The organism is Agromyces sp. GQ35 (genome assembly GCF_059758475.1).
On the sequence record NZ_JCAXEO010000002.1, the window covers coordinates 623,052 to 639,341 of the forward strand.

A 16,290-nucleotide genomic window follows, 5' to 3' on the forward strand; every position below is an offset into this window, starting at 1 on the left:
TGATCGGCTGCCCGAACGGCGGCGAAGGAGGACGAGGTGGGCATCGACATCCGACCACTGCACGTGCCGGCACGACTCGGCGCACCCGAATCCGAGGAGTTCGAGGCGTACGCCGAACTCACGGCCGTGATCGACGAGTCCGTGTGGGGGCACCGCCGCTTCGCGTACGAAGCCGGCGAACTGCTGCCCGAGTTCCACGACGACCGCTACACGGGGCGTCAGGCATTCACCGCGTGGAACGACGGGCGCTGCGTCGGCCGTGCCGAAGTGCTGTGGGAACGCGGCGATGCCGCCCGGACCGCGGAGATCTCGGTCGGCGTCGCCGTCGGCGAGCGCGGGCGCGGCCTGGGCACCGCGCTGCTCGCCGCGGCGGAGACGCATGCCCGCTCGGTCGGCCGCGAGGTGCTCGCCGGCTACTCGGACGTGTCGCTCGCCGACCTCGAGGTCGCCGGGTCTCGCCTCGAGGCTCCCGATGGCACCGGATCGATCCCCGCCGCGGGGGCCGGCGCCGCCTTCGCCACGCGGCACGGGTATCGCCTCGGTCAGCTCGAGCGCGTGAGCGGCCTGACGGTCGCCGGGCGTCTCGAGGAATTCCGGCGCATGCTGGCCGAACGTCTCGCAGCGCGGCGCCCGGATGACGCGGGGTACCGCCTCACCGGCTGGATCGACCATGCACCCGACGAACTCGTCGACAGCCTCGCGGTGGCTCACGCCGCGATGTCGACCGATGTGCCGGCCGGAGGCATCACGATCGACGAGGAGTCATGGGACGCGGCACGCGTCCGCGCCGGCGAGGAGCGGGCCCGCGCCGGCGGACGCACGACGCTCGTGCATGCCGCGATCGCGCCCGACGGCTCGGTCGCCGGCTACACCGAGCTGCAGCTGCCGACGAACTCGGAGGCGGTCTTCCAGTGGGACACGATCGTGCTCGGCGCACATCGTGGGCACGGGCTCGGCATGCTCCTGAAGCTCGCGAACCTCGTGCGCCTCGGCGAGACGGCGCCGGAGCGCACCGACATCTACACGTGGAACGCCGACGAGAACGACCACATGCTCGCGATCAACATCGCGCTCGGCTTCACCCTTCGCGGGATGAGCGCGGAGTGGCAGCGCGCCTGACTCGCTGGCACTTCGGGCAACGGTGCGAGGAGCGGTTCATGAAGGGTTCTCGCACCATCGGCGTGCCGCACCGAGCGCACGGCAGGCCGGCACGACCGTAGGCGTTGAGGGAGTGTTCGAAGTACCCCGACGCGCCGTTGACGTTGACGTACTGGGCGTCGAAGCTCGTGCCGCCCTCGGCGAGCGCCTTGCCGAGCACCGAGCGCACGGCTCCGAGCAGTTCGCGGGCACGACGGATCGACAATGACGATGCCGGCTGCTCGCCGTGCAGGCGCACCGCCCAGAGCGATTCGTCGGCGTAGATGTTGCCGATGCCGCTCACGACGCCCTGATCGAGCAACACGCGCTTGATGCCGGTGCCGCGTTTGGCGAGCGCGGCGAAGAAGTCGCGTTCCGAGAACGCCGGGTCGAGCGGATCGCGCGCGATGTGCGCGACCTGCGCGGGCACGGTCCTCGCCCATTCCCCCGACACCTCGCCCGAGAAGCCGCCGACCTCGCCGTCGGCGGTCGCGACGAGCCGGTCGACGGCGAGCGAGCCGAAGATGCGCTGGTCGACGAAGTCCACACGCAGTTCGCCGACCTCGGGGTGCTCGAGGTGCAGCCGCACGCGGGCGTGCGCGTGGTCGCGGGGATGGTCGGGTGTGCGCAGCAGCATCTGCCCGCTCATGCCGAGGTGCCCGACGACGGCTCGCCCGTCGCGCGCGGCATCGCCCCCGAGCGGCATCCAGAGGAACTTGCCGCGCCGAACCGCGGCCTCGATGCGGGCACCGGTGACGAGCGCTTCGAAGTCACCGGATGCCGCATCGTGGCGTCTGAGCGAACGCGGATCGAGCACCTCGACCGCCGAGACGACCGCGCCGGTCACCGCCGGAGCGAGTCCGGCCCGCACGACCTCGACCTCGGGAAGCTCAGGCATCCCTCGATGCTACTGCGGAGACCGGACCCGCCCTCCTCGGTCCTCAGCTGCGCCTGAACCGAAGGGTGACCAGCTGGAACGGCCGCAGGTGCAGTGTCGCGACCCCGCCCTCGGCTCCCACGAGCGCAGTCGGCTCGTCGGCGACTCGCTCGAGCAGGTCAGTCTCCGCGACGCCCGTGGTCGCGAAGTCCGCAGTGACGGTGCCCGTGGCTCGTGCGCCTCGAGCCTCGTAGAGCCGAACGACGACGTCACCCGAGCGGTCCTCCGCGAGCTTGACCGATTCGACCACGATGCTCGGTGCGTCGCTCCGGACGATCGGCGCCACTGCGTGCGCACCGGCGACCTCCCGGATCGGGAGATTCAATCGATACCCTTCCTTCGCGGCGTCGATGACGTCGGTGCCGATGGACACCGAGGTGCGCAGCCGGTGACGGCCCTGGTCGCTCTGCGGATCGGGGAAGAGCGGGGCACGCAGCAGCGACTGCCGCACGAGGGTCGTCGTCGCGCCGTGCGCACCGGCGATGCGGGTGATGTCATGCCCGTACGTCGAGTCGTTCGCGACGGTGACGCCGAATCCGGGCTCCGCCACGTGCACCCATCGGTGTGCGCACGTCTCGAATCGGGCGGCATCCCACGAGGTGTTCACGTGAGTCGAGCGGTGCACGTGGCCGAACTGCACTTCGGAGGCCGCGCGTTCGGCATGCACGTCGATGGGGAATGCGAGCTTCAACAGCTTCTGCTTCTCGTGCCAGTCGACGATCGTCTCGATCTCGAGTGCTGCTCCGTCGACATCGAGATTCAGAACCTGCACGACCGTCGAGGCCCCGAATCGACGTTCGATCCGCACGCCCGGCCGCCCCGAGGCATCCGTCACCGGTTCGACCACCTCGGCCTGCCGCAGATCGGTGCCCGATCGCTGATAGTGCTCGTCGATGTCCCAGGCATCCCACTGCGTCGGGGTGTCGCGGAACAACTGCAGGAGGTTGCCGGGCTGTCCGGCGGGAATCGCGTCACGACCGGTGGTCACGTCGATGAGCGAGGTGACGAGTCCGCTGCCGTCGATGACGACGCGGAGTCGGTCGCTCTCGAGCACGAGGTCGTCGCCGACCCGCTCGGCACGAACGATCGTCGGCGACTCGATGGGCCCAGCCGACAACGGCGCCACGCCCGCGACCGCATACGGCGAGGCATTGAACGCGACGGACCGCCGGTCGCCGTGGTCGACGCTCGCCGTGCCGGCGCCCAGCGCGGCGATCGCCTCGGCGATGATCGCCTCGAGCTCGCCGGCGATCCGCGCATAGCCGGCTTCGGCCTCGCGGTGCACCCAGGCGATCGAGCTGCCGGGCAGGATGTCGTGGAACTGCAGCAGCAGCACCGAGTGCCAGAGCTCGGCGAGACGCTCGGCGGGGTACTCGGCACCGGCCCGCACCGCTGCCGTCGTCGCCCAGAGTTCGGCCTCCCGAAGCAAGTGCTCACTGCGGCGGTTGCCGGCCTTGGTCTTGGCCTGCGAGGTGTAGGTGCCGCGATGGAACTCGAGGTAGAGCTCACCCGACCACACCGGCGGGTTCGGGTAGTCGCGTTCGGCCTCCTCGAAGAAGGCACGCGGTGACGCCACCCGCACGGTCGGCGATCCCTCGAGCGATGCGGTGCGCACCGCCGCCGCGAGCATCTCGCGCGTCGGGCCACCACCCCCGTCGCCGAACCCGAACGGCACGAGCGAGACGTTCGATGCACCCTTCTCGGAGTACTGCCGCTGCGCTCGCGCCAGCTCCTCGCCCGAGAGCACCGAGTTGTAGGTGTCGACCGGCGGGAAGTGCGTGAACACCCGCGAGCCGTCGATGCCCTCCCACGCGAAGGTGTGATGCGGCATCGTATTGGTCTCGTTCCAGCTCGTCTTCTGGGTGAGGAAGTAGCGCGATCCTGCGGCCTTGACGATCTGCGGCAATGCGGCGGAGTAGCCGAACGAATCGGGCAACCACACTTCGAGCGGTTCGATGCCGAACTCGCGCATGAAGAACTCCTTCCCGGCGAGGAGCTGACGGACGAGCGCTTCACCGCCCGGCATGTTCGTGTCCGATTCGACCCACATGCCGCCGACGGGCACGAATCGGCCTTCGGCGGCGCGCGCGCGGATCCGTTCGAACAGTTCTGGATAGTGCTCCTTCATCCACGCGTACTGCTGCGCCGAAGACGCCGCGAAGACGAATCCGGGGTCGCGGTCCATGAGATCGAGCACGTTGGAGAACGTGCGCGCGCACTTTCGGATGGTCTCGCGCACCGGCCACAGCCACGCCGAGTCGATATGGGCGTGGCCGACCGCGATCACCCGATGAGCGCTCGCGTAGGCGGGCTGCGCGAGCACCGGTGCCAGGATCTCCCGACCGAGCGCCGCCGTCCCACGTACGTCGTCGGGGTCCATGCGATCGACCACCGCTTCGAGCGCGCGCAGGATGTCGGCAGTGCGCGGCAGATCGCTGCTGAGTTCGTTCATCAGGCCCGTGAGCGTCCAGATGTCCATCTGCAGGTTCCACACCTCGGTGTCGCGGAGCACGACATCGACCTTCCGAAGTCGGTAGATCGGCTCCGATCCTGCCGTGGACTTGTCACCGACCACGGTCGGCCGGAAGCTCCAGTCGCTGCCGACGTCGGGGTTCGACGCCGCCTCGATGTAGAGGTCGATGCGGCCACCCGGCCCGACCTCGACCGGAATGTAGTCGTTGAGCGGCTCGATCGCCTTCACGATGCGCCCCGAGGGATCGAACACGAGCCCCTCGGCCTGGAAGCCGGCCTGGCCCGAGAGGAAGCCGAGGTCCACGACGATCTCGATGGCGCCGGCGCGCCCCGCCCACTCGGACGGCACCTCGCCCGTGACGTGGAACCAGGTCGTGCCCCACGGCTTGCCCCATGGCGAGCCGACGGTGAAGGGCTCGAACGACTGGATCACGGCTTCCGCGAACGGCACCGGTTCGTCCGGCACCTCCCAGGCGCTGATGCTCAGCTGGGCACCGGCCGAGGTGGCGGCGGGTGCCAGCCGCTCCTCCACGAAGCGGGCGATCCTGGCGCGGACGAGAACGGAATTGTCGTGCATGAAATTGATTCCTTATGAGTCGGATTCGATCAGCCCTTGACGGCGCCGGCGAGCGCCGACGACCCGCCGAGCACCCGTGAGACGAGCACGTACAGGGCGATCACGGGAACGGAGTAGAGCAGGGAGAAGGCAGCCAACTGGCCGTACGCGACCGACCCGTACTGGCCGAAGAAGGCGAAGATGCTCACCGCGGCCGGCAGCTTGTCGGGCGACAGCAGCAGCACGAAGGGCACGAAGAAGTTGCCCCAGGCACCGATGAACACGAAGATGAACACCACCGCGAGCCCCGGGCGCATGAGTGGCACGACGATTCGGGTGAGCGTCGACATCATCGACGCACCGTCCATCCAGGCCGCCTCTTCGAGCGTCACCGGCACGCTGTCCATGAAGCTCTTCGTCATGTAGATCGCCATCGGCAGGCTGGTCGCCGCGAGGAAGAGGATGGTCCCGGCCATCGAGTCGATGAGGTTGAACGCGACGAACAGGCTGTAGACCGGCACCATCATCGCCGTGATCGGCAGGCAGGTGCCGAAGAGCACCCCGTAGAGGAACGGCTTGTTGATGCGCATCCGGTAGCGCGACAGCGGATACGCCGCCAGCACCGCGACGACGACCGTGATGATCGCGCAGCCCGCCGAGAGGATCAGGCTGTTCAACAGCGGGATGAAGGCTTTCTCGGGCGTCATCACGTCGACGAAGTTCTGCAGCGAGACGGCATCGGGAAGCTTGATCGAGAGCGTCGCGCGTTCGTCGACCGATGCCAGCACGAGCCAGACGAGCGGCAGGGCGAAGGCGATGCCGACGAGCAGCAGCACGCCGTTGGACACCGCCCTGAGGCTTCGTCTGCTGGGTGAGGTCATCCCCATCAGTCCACCTCCGGCTTCAACGCTCGCAGGTAGACGATCGAGAACAGCGCTCCGACGAGCAGGAGGATCGTGGCGATCGCCGTGCCGAACCCGAGCTTGCCGAATTGGAACGCCTCCTGGTAGGCGAGCACCGGCAGCGTCGAACTGTCGGTGCCAGGGCCACCGCCCGTCATCACGAAGATCAGCGTGAACACCGAGAGCGTCTGCAGTGTGGTGAGCATCAGGTTGGTCGAGATGCTCCGCCGGATCATCGGCACGGTGATGAACACGAGCCGCTGCCATCCGCGCGCCCCGTCGACCTCGGCCGACTCGGTGATCTCGGGCGGTACGTCCTGCAGCGCTGCCGAGTACACGAGCATCGAGAACGCGGTACCTCGCCAGATGTTGGCGATGATGACCGCGAGCATCGGGGTCGCGTACAGCCAGTTGGTCCCCTCGATGCCGACGGAGGCGAGCATCGTGTTGAGCGTGCCCGTGTCGTTGAAGAACGCGTATGCCGCGAACGATGCCACGATTTCGGGAAGCACCCACGCGCTCACGACGAACGTCCCGACGACGCCCCGCGCGAAACCGCTCGAGGAGCGCATCAGGATGGCGAGGCCGAGTCCGATGACGTTCTGACCGATGATCGCCGACGCCACGAGGAACACGAGTGTCAGCATCACCGACTTCGGGAAGTCGGGGTCGGCGAAGAGCTCGATGTAATTCGCGAACCCGACGAAGGACGCGCCCTGGGCCGCCGATCCCGTGAGGGAGGCGTCGGTGAACGATCCGGAGAACGAACTGATCACCGGCCCGAGCAGGAAGATGACGAGCAGAACGATCGCCGGGACGAGCGGGATGCTCCGCACGAGCGACCTGCGGACGCCGACCTTCGGCCGGCCGGGCCGGGGAGCTGGTCCCCGGCCCGGCGCGACTACCGGTCGCACCTCTTGGAGCGCGGACATGGGTTACTTCGCGCTCGTGGTGTTCTCTTCGCCCACGATGCCGACGACGGCCTCGTCGTAGGCTTCGGCCGCCTCGGCCGGGCTCTGCTGCCCCGTCATGACGGCTTCCATCGCGATCGTGATCTCACTGGAGATCTGCCCGTAGTCGCTCGTGGCCGGGCGGAAGTTCGTGACGGCCACGATCTCGGAGAAGAAGCCGAACGACGGGTTCGCCGCCTGGTAGTCGGGATCTTCCGAGACGTCGCTGCGAACGGCGATCTGGCTGGCCGCGATGTCGTAGGCCTGCGAGTTGTCCTTGTCGAGCGCCAGCGCGATGAAGTCCCACGCGGCGTCCTTGTTCTGCGACTTCGAGCCCATGGCGAGGGTCCAGCCGCCCGACATGCTCGTCGCGCCGGGCTCGTCGCCGTTCTGCGTCGGCATCGGCGCTTGCGCCATGACCTCGCTCCACTCCGGCCACGGCGCGGTGCCGGTCTCGAGCCACGTGCCGCTCAGCCACGACCCGTCGAGCCCGATCGCGAGCGTGCCCTGCGGGAACCACTCGGCCGAGACGAGGTTGCCGACGTTCTTGTCGAGTGCCTGCTCGGGGGTCGGTCCGAGTCCACCCTGGTAGAGGTCCTCGATGAAGCCCAGCGAGTCGACGAAGCCCTGCGAACCGGTCACCCACTTCTTCTCGTCGGTGTCGTAGAGCGTGTCACCCGTGCCGTACAACAGCATCTCGAAGCCCTGCATGGCTGCAGCCTCGCCCTGCGCCTTGCCCGAGTACACGTTCAGCGGGACGACGTCGGGCAGCTCCGCCTTGATGGTCGCTGCGGTGTCGAGCACCTCGGCCCACGTCTTCGGCTCCCACGGCACGGGCACCCCGGCCTGCTCGAACACCTCGGTGTTGTACCAGAGCGCGCGGGTGTCGGTGCCCATGGGGATCCCGTAGGTCTTGCCGTCGCCACCGAGCCCGGCGCTCTTCGCGTTGTCGTAGAAGGCATCCCAGTCGTCCCACGACTCGGTGTACTCGTCGAGTGGGGCGAGATATCCGGCGTCGGCGTCGGACTCAACCATGAAGGTGTCCTCGTACATCACGTCGGGCGCCGTCGAGGCCGACTGGTTCATGAGCGCGAGCTTCGTGAAGTAGTCGTTCTGCTGCGCCTCGATCGGCACGAGTTCGACGGTCATACCCTCGTTCTCCGCCTCGAACGCGGCCTTGACGTCTTTCATGTGATCGTCGAGCTGCGTGAACGTGCCGAACTTCTGGTAGGCGACCTTGATCGTGTCCGACGAACCTCCGCCGTCGGCCGAGCATCCTGAAAGCGCGAGTAGGCCGGTCGCGACGATCGCGACGGTGACGGTGAGCGTGTGCTTCATTGCATCTCCTTGTGGTTTCCTCTTGGCTGGAGCCCGCCGCGACGACGATGCCGCATCACGGTGCTCCGAATGATCGAACGGATGCCCGCGGCATCCGCTGCGCTAGTACAGGTCGCGCCACTGCGGCGGCGTCCACGCGAGTACCGCGAAGATCTGCGTCACGGCGGCCTGCTCGAGGAGCTCGGTCGGGCCCTCATCGAACGAGAAGATCCCGGTGGCCGGGTCTCGGTGCTCGGCCCACACCTCGTCGGCGTACCGCTGCATGGCGTCTCGGTACGTCGATCCGCCCGTCACCGATTCGAGCAGCAGCAGGTTCTTGAAGAAGATCGAGTTGAAGAATGCAGGCTGATCCGCCAGTCGCCCCTCGTCGATGTAGTACCGGTAGGCCGCGTCGGCGATGCGCGAGGCCTCGTCGAGATAGCGCTGTTCGCCGGTCACCTCGTACAGGAGCACGTTGACCCCGACCGGCACGCCCTGGTTGTACGACCACACCGTCGGCTCGATCGTGCCCGCGAGGTCGACATGATCGGAGTACAGTCCGTCGGGGCGCTGGAGGTGCTCGTTCGTCCAGTCGTACATGCGCAACGACCAATCGAGATAGCTCTGCTCCCCCGTGATCTGGTAGAGCCGCAGGCCGAGCTGCGCGCCGGGCATGTTCGAGACCGTGTTGCGGTCGCTGCTCCAGGTCGCTTGCGTCCAGAAGACGCCGCCCGGATTCGGATGACTCGGGTCGGTGTCCCATCCCGAGACGACGAGAGCGAAGATCTCCTCGGCACGAGCGAGTGCCGCCTCGTCACGATCGGTGAGGTAGCGCTGCACGTCGAGCAGGCCGACCCACTCATTGTCGTCGTAGAAGTAGTCGCCGCCCTCGCCGAACTCGCCGACGGGGTACGACGCGTAGCCCGGAAGTCCGGTCGTCCCGCCATCGGCGTGCCAGTAGTGCTCCTGGGCAGCGGCCGCGGTCGCGAGCGCGGCGTCGTAGCGACGACCGCTGACGCCCGGCTGATTCGCGAGATCGGCGATGGCGATGTGCGCCTGCGAGAACGGCCACTCGAACGAGTACTGCCGGTCGTCCGGCTGCACTGGAATCTGCTCGCGGTAGAGCCCGCTCCCGTCTGCGGCACCGAAGTGCTCCTGCATCGCGAGGAACGAGGCGTGGGCGCGGAGCGAGTTCTCGTGCCGGTTGCCGGGCTGCGCTCGCTCGTCGGATCGCGCGGGCTGCTCAGGCCCGACCGCCTGCGCGGGAGCTGATGCTGTGAACAGCAGTGCCGACGTCGCGGCGACGGCGACGGTTGCGGCGAATGTGGACTTCATGGATCTCCCTTGATTCCCTGTTCCCCGCCTCGGCATCGGTGCCGAGGGGTCCATCTCGCATAACTAAAACGCATGGACTTATTCTTGTCAACCGTTTCACCGCATCGGCCGCGGCGCGGGCAACTCGGCCGCTCGGCCGCTCAGCCGGAGATCAGCAGCGCCGACGGGCGCGGCGAGAGCGCGTCGTCGAGTACGAGGCACGCGGCGCCCACCGCTGCGACGTCATCGCCGATGCGCGACACCGTCACCGCGATCGGATGCGTCGTCACGAGCGCGTGGGAGGCGTTCACCTGCGCTGCGACGCGTTCGAGAAGGTGCGGAGAGACACGATTCCAGTACGGGCCGCCGAAGACCACCGTGTCGAGGTCGAGCAGGTTCGCCACCGTCACGACTGCGACGGCCGTGCGGTCGGCCATCTCGTCGAGCATCGCGGATGCGGCGGGCTCACCGGCCTCTGCGAGTGCCGCGATCTTCGCCAGGCCCTCATCGACCTCACGTCCGTCGAGCCGATGCCCCGGCGCGTCGATCATTCCCGCGGCGATCGCCCTGCCGACGAGCGCCCTCGGCATGATCGCGTCGCCCAGACAACCGCGCCGTCCGCAGCTGCACGTCGGCCCGTCGGGATCGACGATGATGTGCCCGGCGTCGCCGGCGTTGCTCGTGGCACCGCGCACGGCCTCATGCGCGATCGCAAGGCCGACGCCGACTCCGGTGCCGTAGTAGAAGAACATGAAATCGTCGCGTTCGTGTGCGGAGCTCGTCCAGAGTTCGGCGACCGTCGCCGCCGTGACATCCTTCTCGAGCAGCACCGTCAGGCCCGTCGACTCCGCGAGCGCGTCGCGCAATGCGACACCGTGCCACCCCTCGAGGAGGGGCGGGTCGAGCACGACGCCGCGGTCGAGGTCGAGGGGCCCCGGCGCCGCGATGCCCACGCCGAGCACCCGGGAACGCTCGACCCCGGCTTCGGCGATGATCGCCTCGATCGCTTCGCGCATTCCGTCGATGACTCGACCCGGCGTCACTCCCGACGGTGTCGTCATCGACGCGTGCGCGACGACCCGGCCATCGAGGTCGAGCACGACGTAGGTGATGACCGCGGGGTCGAGATGCACGCCGATGGCATAGCCCCCGTTGGGGTCCAGTTCGAGGATGATCCGCGGCTTGCCGACACCGAGGATGCGTTGCCCCGCCTCGCGGATGATGCCCTCGTCGAGCAGTCGCCGCGAGACGTTCGACACGGTCTGCGCGCTGAGCCCGGTCTGTTCGGCGATCTCGACCCTGCTGAGGCCGTCACGAGTGCGCCGGATCGTGTCGAGGATCACGATCTGGTTGAAGCCCCCGAGGGCGTGCACGTTCGTGCCTCGTCGCACGCAGTCACCCCCTCGAACCGTCGCTCACCAGTATGCCGCTCGATGAGCGATGACACGGTGGGGCGGGTCAGTTGGAGTTCAGACGCACCCAGGCTTCGAGTGCCGCGGCCATCTCGGCCTGCTTCTTGCTCGAGCCCTCGCCGGTGGCGGCGACGAGGTCGCCGACCGTGACGGTGGCGATGAAGTGCTTGCTGTGGTCGGGGCCGCTCTCGGTCACCGTGTAGACGGGTGCCGTCGCGCCGCGTCGCGCCGCGATCTCTTGCAGGCTCGTCTTCGGATCCATGGCCGCGCCGAAGCGAGCAGGGTCTTTCAACAATGGGGCGACGAGTCGCAGCACGAGCGCGGTGGCAGCTTCGCCACCGGCGTCGAGATAGACCGCGCCGATGATCGCTTCGACCGTGTCAGCGAGAATCGATGGCTTGTCTGCTCCGCCGGTCATGGTCTCGCCGCGACCGAGCCGGATGAACGGCCCGACGTCGATCGCACGACCGACCTCGGCGAGCGCGACGCTCGAGACGAGACTCGCCCGGCGCTTCGCCAACTCGCCCTCGTCGAGATCGGGGTGATCGCGGAACAGCTTGACCGTGACGGCCTGCCCGAGAATCGAGTCGCCGAGGAACTCCAGGCGCTCGTTGGTCGGGATTCCGCCGTTCTCGTACGCGAAAGACCGGTGCGTGAGCGCAAGCAGAAGCAGGGCCGGATCGATCGAGATCTGCAGTCGCTGCTGCAGCTCCTCGAGCGCTCGATCCGTTGCCCCGTCGAGTTCCGTTCGCGTCACGACCGGTCGTTCGGGTGTCTGGGGCCGACTAGACGTCGGCGACCTTGCGGCCCTTGTACTCGAGGAACAGCGGGGTGCCCGCGGAATCCTCGACGACCTTCGCGTGGTGCGGAAGGCTGTAGGTGACCTTGCCGTTCTCGACGGTCTTGACGAGCGTGGGGGCAGTGGCCTTCCACTGCGCGCGGCGCATGTGGGTTCGGGCGCGTGACTTCTTCCGCTTCGGAACAGCCATGACTATCTCTCTCTCTGCTGGTCGGCGCCGGATGCGTCATCCGTGCCGTTGTCTTCGGAAGCCTGGAATCCTGTGAGCGCGGCCCAGCGAGGATCGCTGTGCTCAAGGGTGACGAGTTCCGGATGATCGGCCAATCGGAGCCCGGTCTCGAGGTCGAGTCCGGGGCAATCCGGTCGGCACACCGGCTGGAACGGCAGTGCCAGCACTACCGCATCTCGGATGACTGGTTCAAGATCCACGTGGTCGTCTTGAACCTCATACTCGATGGCTTCCCCAGAATGATACCCGAAGAGCTCCTGGAACTCGACTTCGACCGGCAGGGCGATGTCGATGAGGCAGCGACCGCACTCCCCTTCGGCGACTGCATCGATCTCGGCCGTCACGAGTATGCCCTCGTGCACCGACTCGAGTCGCACCTCGATGTCGAGCTCGGAACCGGCGCGAACCGCCACGAGTCCCTCTCCCATCTGCTCACCCACGGGCACGCTGAAGGGATGCTCGCGCATCTCGCCGGGACGGTTGACGAGGTCGCGCACGTTCACACGGAACGGAGAATGCTTGATGGCCACGATCGACGATTCTACGCGTCGCCGGATGGGCGTTCGCCGAGCATTCCACGCGCGGCGTCGAAGAGCGAGCGCGGCACGAGCACGGCGCGAACGCGCTCAACCGGGCTCGCCCCGTCAATGAGGGCGGCACGCACGCGCGAGAGCTCGCCGAGCAGGAGGTCTCCGTCGAGCTCGCTGCCGCCCTCGGGCCCGTAGCGCTCGCGCTCGACCGCGTCGCGCAAGGCGATGAGAGCACCGGCGGGCGCAGGCTCGCGGAACGCGTCTCGTTCCGCGATCGCCACGGCGACCGCGCGCGGCGTCTCGGCAGGACCTCCGCCGAGGCCGAGATCACGCGACGTGGCGATGACCTCGTCCCACGCGGCATCCGCCGCTCGCCTGCCCTTCACGATGCGATGCCGACGACTCAGGTGCTGGCCGAGCCGCATGGCCGCGGGGATGAGCAGCAACAGCACGACGACGAGCGCGATCGGCGCGGTGCGCATCCACCATGAGCCCGTTGCGAGCGAATCCCCGCTCTGCCCGGCGAGTCCTCGGTCGGGATCGAGCTCGGGGCGGCCGGTTGCGCCCGGCGTCGACGGCGCCGCGCTCGGCAGCGTCGCGCCCGTCTCATTGCCGGCGCCGGGGCGCGAGTACCCGGGCACGCTCCCTCGGCCCGGAGTGGGCTCGAACGGCACCCAGCCGACGCCCTCGAAGTACAACTCCGGCCACGAGTGCAGATCGTGCGAGTCGACCTCGACGCGCTGCACCCCGTCGACCCGCTCCTGCGTGGGAGTGCCCTGGGTGTAGCCGAGCGAGATCCGCGAGGGAATTCCCGCCTCGCGCGCCAGGACCGCCATGGTCGAGGCGAAGTGCACGCAGTATCCGGCCTTCGCCTCGAGGAACTGCGCGATGACGTCGAACCCGCCGCCGTCATAGCCATCGGCGACCGGCGCCTCGGTCGAGTAGTCGAACTCGGGCGAGCGCAGGAATGCCTGGATGGCGACGGCGGCATCGTATGGCGAGGCGGCGCCGTCGGTGACGGTCGCCGCGGTCTCGGCGATGACGGCCGGCATCTCGTCGGGCAGGTCGAGCGACGAGTCGAGCTCCGACGGCGGGGTGCGCCCCGCATCGCGCAGTTGGGCCACCGTCGGCTCGACCTCGAGCCTCGTCACGCGATACCGCTGCCCTCCGGTATTCGTGTCGACACTGCGCACCGCGAGCGAGCCCTCGTCCCAGAACCAGGAGCCGCTGAGTCCTTCGATGCGCGACGACGGATACGGCACCGGCAGCCACGTCGTACGAACCTCGTCGACGATCACCTCGATCGGGTGCTCCGAGGTCGCCACGTCTTCGGAGAGCCCATCGGGACGCGGCATCGCGTCGACGGTGTTGTCGCCGTCGACGGCGGCATCGGTCGCCCCCCAGACCTCGCCCTCGAATCGATCGAGGGTCAGCAGCGTGAAGTACGGTCGGTCGGCGTCACGCGCGAAATAGTGGAACGCCGGGCGCGGCTCGGGCCGGCGCAGATCGCGCCCGAGGTCGATGAACGGACTCACCCCGCGTGCGAAGAGCGTGCCCTGGCTCGGGGAGGCGAGCAGCAGGCTCGTCGACACGCTCGGCGTCGAGGCCGCCAGCACCGAAGCCGTCACGAGTCCGACCGCTGCGAGGCCGAGCGAAGCGCCGAGCGTCGAGACGATCGGCACGCGCTTCGGCGGCACGATCGTGGCGGCATCGTCGCCGTCGTCGCCCGCCAGGAGCCGGGCGCGACGCCGCACTCGCACATCGATGCGCAGCAGCAGCAGATAGGCGGCCGCCGTGAGCACGAGGGTCGGGGCCTCGGCGCCCGACTCGATGATGAAGCCGGGCACGAGGATGGGCACGAGTGCCGGAGCGGCGGCGAGCGCCGGAGCACGGAACGTCTGCACCAGCATGTCGATGATGACCGCGAGCACCCCGACGCCGAGGGCGAGGGCGAACAGCAGCGGTGGCACCGGGATCGCCGGCACCGACTGCTGTTCGATGGTGCGCTGGGCGCCGGTCAACAGCGCACCGAACGTCTCGAACGTTCCCTGCGTCGGGATGAGCAGGGCGATGCTCGTCGACCCACCGAACACCAGCGTGAGGAGCAGGAGCATCACCACGAGCTCGAGCACCGGAACGAGGGAGGCGGGAGTGCGCACTGCGCGCAGCCCTGCGCCGGAGAACAGGGTGCCGGCCGCGATGAAGGCGCAGAGCCACCACCAGCCGCTGCCGGCGATGAGGGGGCCCAACGCCATCGCGGCGACGACGAGCAGGAGGAACGACGCGGCCGTCAATGCGAGCCGCTGCGCGCGGGACAGGGGAACCGGGTCAGGACGCATCGGGTGCTCCGGCATCCGTGCCGCCCGAGCGGAGCGACGAGGTGACGGCGCCCGACCGCGCACGCGGGTTCGGGTGCGTCGACGCCGGCACGGTCGTGCCCGACCACGCCGGCCCGATATCGGCGGCCCGGCGCACTCGCACCACGCGCCAATCGGCCTTCTCGAGCGCGTCGACGATGGCCGCGCGCACGCTCTCGGTCACGAAGGCGACCGCCGGTTCGAACGTCGAGCGCAGCGCGACGAGGGTGCGGGCGTCGTGTTCGTCGGGATCGACGAGCACGGCGAATCCCGGCATGCGCGCATCGCGGCCGCGCGGCCCTGATTCGTACGCCGGCACCTGGTGCACGTCACGCGACGAGTGGTGGGATGCGGGGCCGTCGAGTCGAGCGAGACCCTCGAGCAGCAGGTGATCTCCGCCCGGCAAACGGTAGCCGGCACCGGATTCCTCGGAGAGGAGGCTGCGCTCGGGGTCGTCGACGCGATCGCACCGCACGCGGAATCCGCGCTCGAGGAGATGCAGGCCGATCGAGGCGGCGACCTCGACGCCGAGCTCGAACCCGAAGTGCGTCGCCTCGGCACCGTCACGACGCGATGCCGAGGACTTGGGCCGACCGGCGAGGGTCGTGTCGAGCACGATGCGCGCCTCGGGGTCGCCGCGCTGCTCCTCTTCGCGAACCATCAGCTCGCCGCGGCGAGCGGTGGCGGCCCAGTTCACCCTGCGCAGCGGGTCGCCGTAACGATATTCTCGCGCGATCAGCTCGTCGGAATTCGGATGCGTGCGCCGCTGAAGCCCGTTGAGCACTCCATCGACACTCGCGGCGGAGCCGAGCGCGGCATCGAGCGGGGTCACCCGTGGGGTGACCACCACCTCGTGGCCGTTGCCGACGTCGCGATCGATACGGGCGAGTCCGAAGGGGTCGGAGATCCCGACGCGCAACGGGCCGATCTGGTAGACCCCGCGCCGCGGTGTTCGAAGCCGGTACTCGAGACGCACGGTGTCGTCGCCCGTCGGCAGCATCGACTCGTGCGGTCCGATCGCCGGGAGGATCGCATCGGACGGCGCACTGAGCCCCGAGGGCACGCCGTCACGCCAGTGGGCGCCGTCGAACGTGCGGCGCGAGCGGTTCTTGACGACGAGCGCGACGAGGGTCGACCCTCCGGCGGCGACCACCGGCGGTGCGAACCTGCGGGTGACGGCGAGGCGGGGCTTGCCCAGGGCGACGAAGAGCGCCGCCACACCCGGCATCGCGATGCCGACGAATGCGAGCACCAGTACATCGCGCAGATCGAACCACAACGACAACGCCAGGAGCAGCACTCCCACGATCACGAGCGTGGCGCCTCGCCGAGTGAGTCGCGGCCAGGTCGCGACTCGAACGGAGCGGGGGCGCCACAC

At 68.7% G+C, this 16,290-nt stretch carries 13 protein-coding genes; 1 reads left to right on the plus strand and 12 read right to left on the minus strand.

Going from position 1 to position 16,290, the window contains the following annotated elements:
- The first annotated feature begins 36 nt into the window (after window positions 1–36).
- Window positions 37–1,119, plus strand: coding sequence for a GNAT family N-acetyltransferase (locus AC6CH0_RS14905; protein WP_498102200.1), 1,083 nt, complete (start codon window positions 37–39; stop codon window positions 1,117–1,119).
- Here the strand turns inward: AC6CH0_RS14905 and mutM are convergent.
- The 12 genes from mutM to AC6CH0_RS14965 form a co-directional block, all read right to left on the minus strand.
- Entirely contained in the window at window positions 1,079–2,035 is a 957-nt protein-coding gene (gene mutM / locus AC6CH0_RS14910; RefSeq protein WP_498102202.1) for a bifunctional DNA-formamidopyrimidine glycosylase/DNA-(apurinic or apyrimidinic site) lyase, read from the minus strand. The two genes, AC6CH0_RS14905 and mutM, sit on opposite strands and share 41 nt — an antisense overlap.
- A 43-nt stretch (window positions 2,036–2,078) precedes the next feature.
- Entirely contained in the window at window positions 2,079–5,123 is a 3,045-nt protein-coding gene (locus AC6CH0_RS14915) for an alpha-mannosidase (protein WP_498102204.1), read from the minus strand.
- 29 nt (window positions 5,124–5,152) lie between these two features.
- Complete coding sequence (locus AC6CH0_RS14920; RefSeq protein WP_498102206.1) at window positions 5,153–5,983, minus strand: carbohydrate ABC transporter permease; 831 nt, start codon at window positions 5,981–5,983, stop codon at window positions 5,153–5,155.
- A 5-nt stretch (window positions 5,984–5,988) separates the two neighbouring features.
- Window positions 5,989–6,936 (minus strand): carbohydrate ABC transporter permease, encoded by a 948-nt coding sequence (locus AC6CH0_RS14925; RefSeq protein ID WP_498102208.1) that lies wholly within the window; start codon window positions 6,934–6,936, stop codon window positions 5,989–5,991.
- 3 nt (window positions 6,937–6,939) lie between these two features.
- A complete protein-coding gene (locus AC6CH0_RS14930) occupies window positions 6,940–8,292 on the minus strand; it encodes an extracellular solute-binding protein (protein ID WP_498102210.1) in 1,353 nt (450 codons plus the stop codon).
- A 102-nt stretch (window positions 8,293–8,394) separates the two neighbouring features.
- A complete protein-coding gene (locus tag AC6CH0_RS14935) occupies window positions 8,395–9,606 on the minus strand; it encodes a glycoside hydrolase family 76 protein (protein ID WP_498102212.1) in 1,212 nt (403 codons plus the stop codon).
- Window positions 9,607–9,746: 140 nt separating this feature from the next.
- Window positions 9,747–10,976, minus strand: coding sequence for an ROK family transcriptional regulator (locus AC6CH0_RS14940; protein WP_498102214.1), 1,230 nt, complete (start codon window positions 10,974–10,976; stop codon window positions 9,747–9,749).
- Between the two features lie 67 nt (window positions 10,977–11,043).
- A complete protein-coding gene (gene rnc, locus AC6CH0_RS14945) occupies window positions 11,044–11,706 on the minus strand; it encodes a ribonuclease III (protein WP_498102290.1) in 663 nt (220 codons plus the stop codon).
- A 76-nt stretch (window positions 11,707–11,782) separates the two neighbouring features.
- Entirely contained in the window at window positions 11,783–11,986 is a 204-nt protein-coding gene (gene rpmF / locus AC6CH0_RS14950; protein WP_498102216.1) for a 50S ribosomal protein L32, read from the minus strand.
- A gap of 2 nt (window positions 11,987–11,988) precedes the next feature.
- The gene (locus AC6CH0_RS14955; protein WP_498102218.1) at window positions 11,989–12,555 is read right to left on the minus strand and encodes a YceD family protein; all 567 of its coding nucleotides are present in this window, start codon (window positions 12,553–12,555) and stop codon (window positions 11,989–11,991) included.
- An 11-nt stretch (window positions 12,556–12,566) separates the two neighbouring features.
- Complete coding sequence (locus AC6CH0_RS14960) at window positions 12,567–14,894, minus strand: transglutaminase TgpA family protein (RefSeq protein ID WP_498102220.1); 2,328 nt, start codon at window positions 14,892–14,894, stop codon at window positions 12,567–12,569.
- Entirely contained in the window at window positions 14,884–16,290 is a 1,407-nt protein-coding gene (locus AC6CH0_RS14965; RefSeq protein ID WP_498102222.1) for a DUF58 domain-containing protein, read from the minus strand. Before AC6CH0_RS14965 ends, AC6CH0_RS14960 begins: the two co-directional genes overlap by 11 nt.

Bases quoted from the DNA above. Each gene is read 5' to 3' on its own strand.
- mutM (WP_498102202.1), bottom strand. From the start codon at position 2,035: ATGCCTGAGCTTCCCGAGGTCGAGGTCGTGCGGGCCGGACTCGCTCCG.
- AC6CH0_RS14915 (WP_498102204.1), bottom strand. From the start codon at position 5,123: ATGCACGACAATTCCGTTCTCGTCCGCGCCAGGATCGCCCGCTTCGTG.
- AC6CH0_RS14920 (WP_498102206.1), bottom strand. From the start codon at position 5,983: ATGACCTCACCCAGCAGACGAAGCCTCAGGGCGGTGTCCAACGGCGTG.
- AC6CH0_RS14925 (WP_498102208.1), bottom strand. From the start codon at position 6,936: ATGTCCGCGCTCCAAGAGGTGCGACCGGTAGTCGCGCCGGGCCGGGGA.
- AC6CH0_RS14930 (WP_498102210.1), bottom strand. From the start codon at position 8,292: ATGAAGCACACGCTCACCGTCACCGTCGCGATCGTCGCGACCGGCCTA.
- AC6CH0_RS14935 (WP_498102212.1), bottom strand. From the start codon at position 9,606: ATGAAGTCCACATTCGCCGCAACCGTCGCCGTCGCCGCGACGTCGGCA.
- rpmF (WP_498102216.1), bottom strand. From the start codon at position 11,986: ATGGCTGTTCCGAAGCGGAAGAAGTCACGCGCCCGAACCCACATGCGC.
- AC6CH0_RS14960 (WP_498102220.1), bottom strand. From the start codon at position 14,894: ATGCGTCCTGACCCGGTTCCCCTGTCCCGCGCGCAGCGGCTCGCATTG.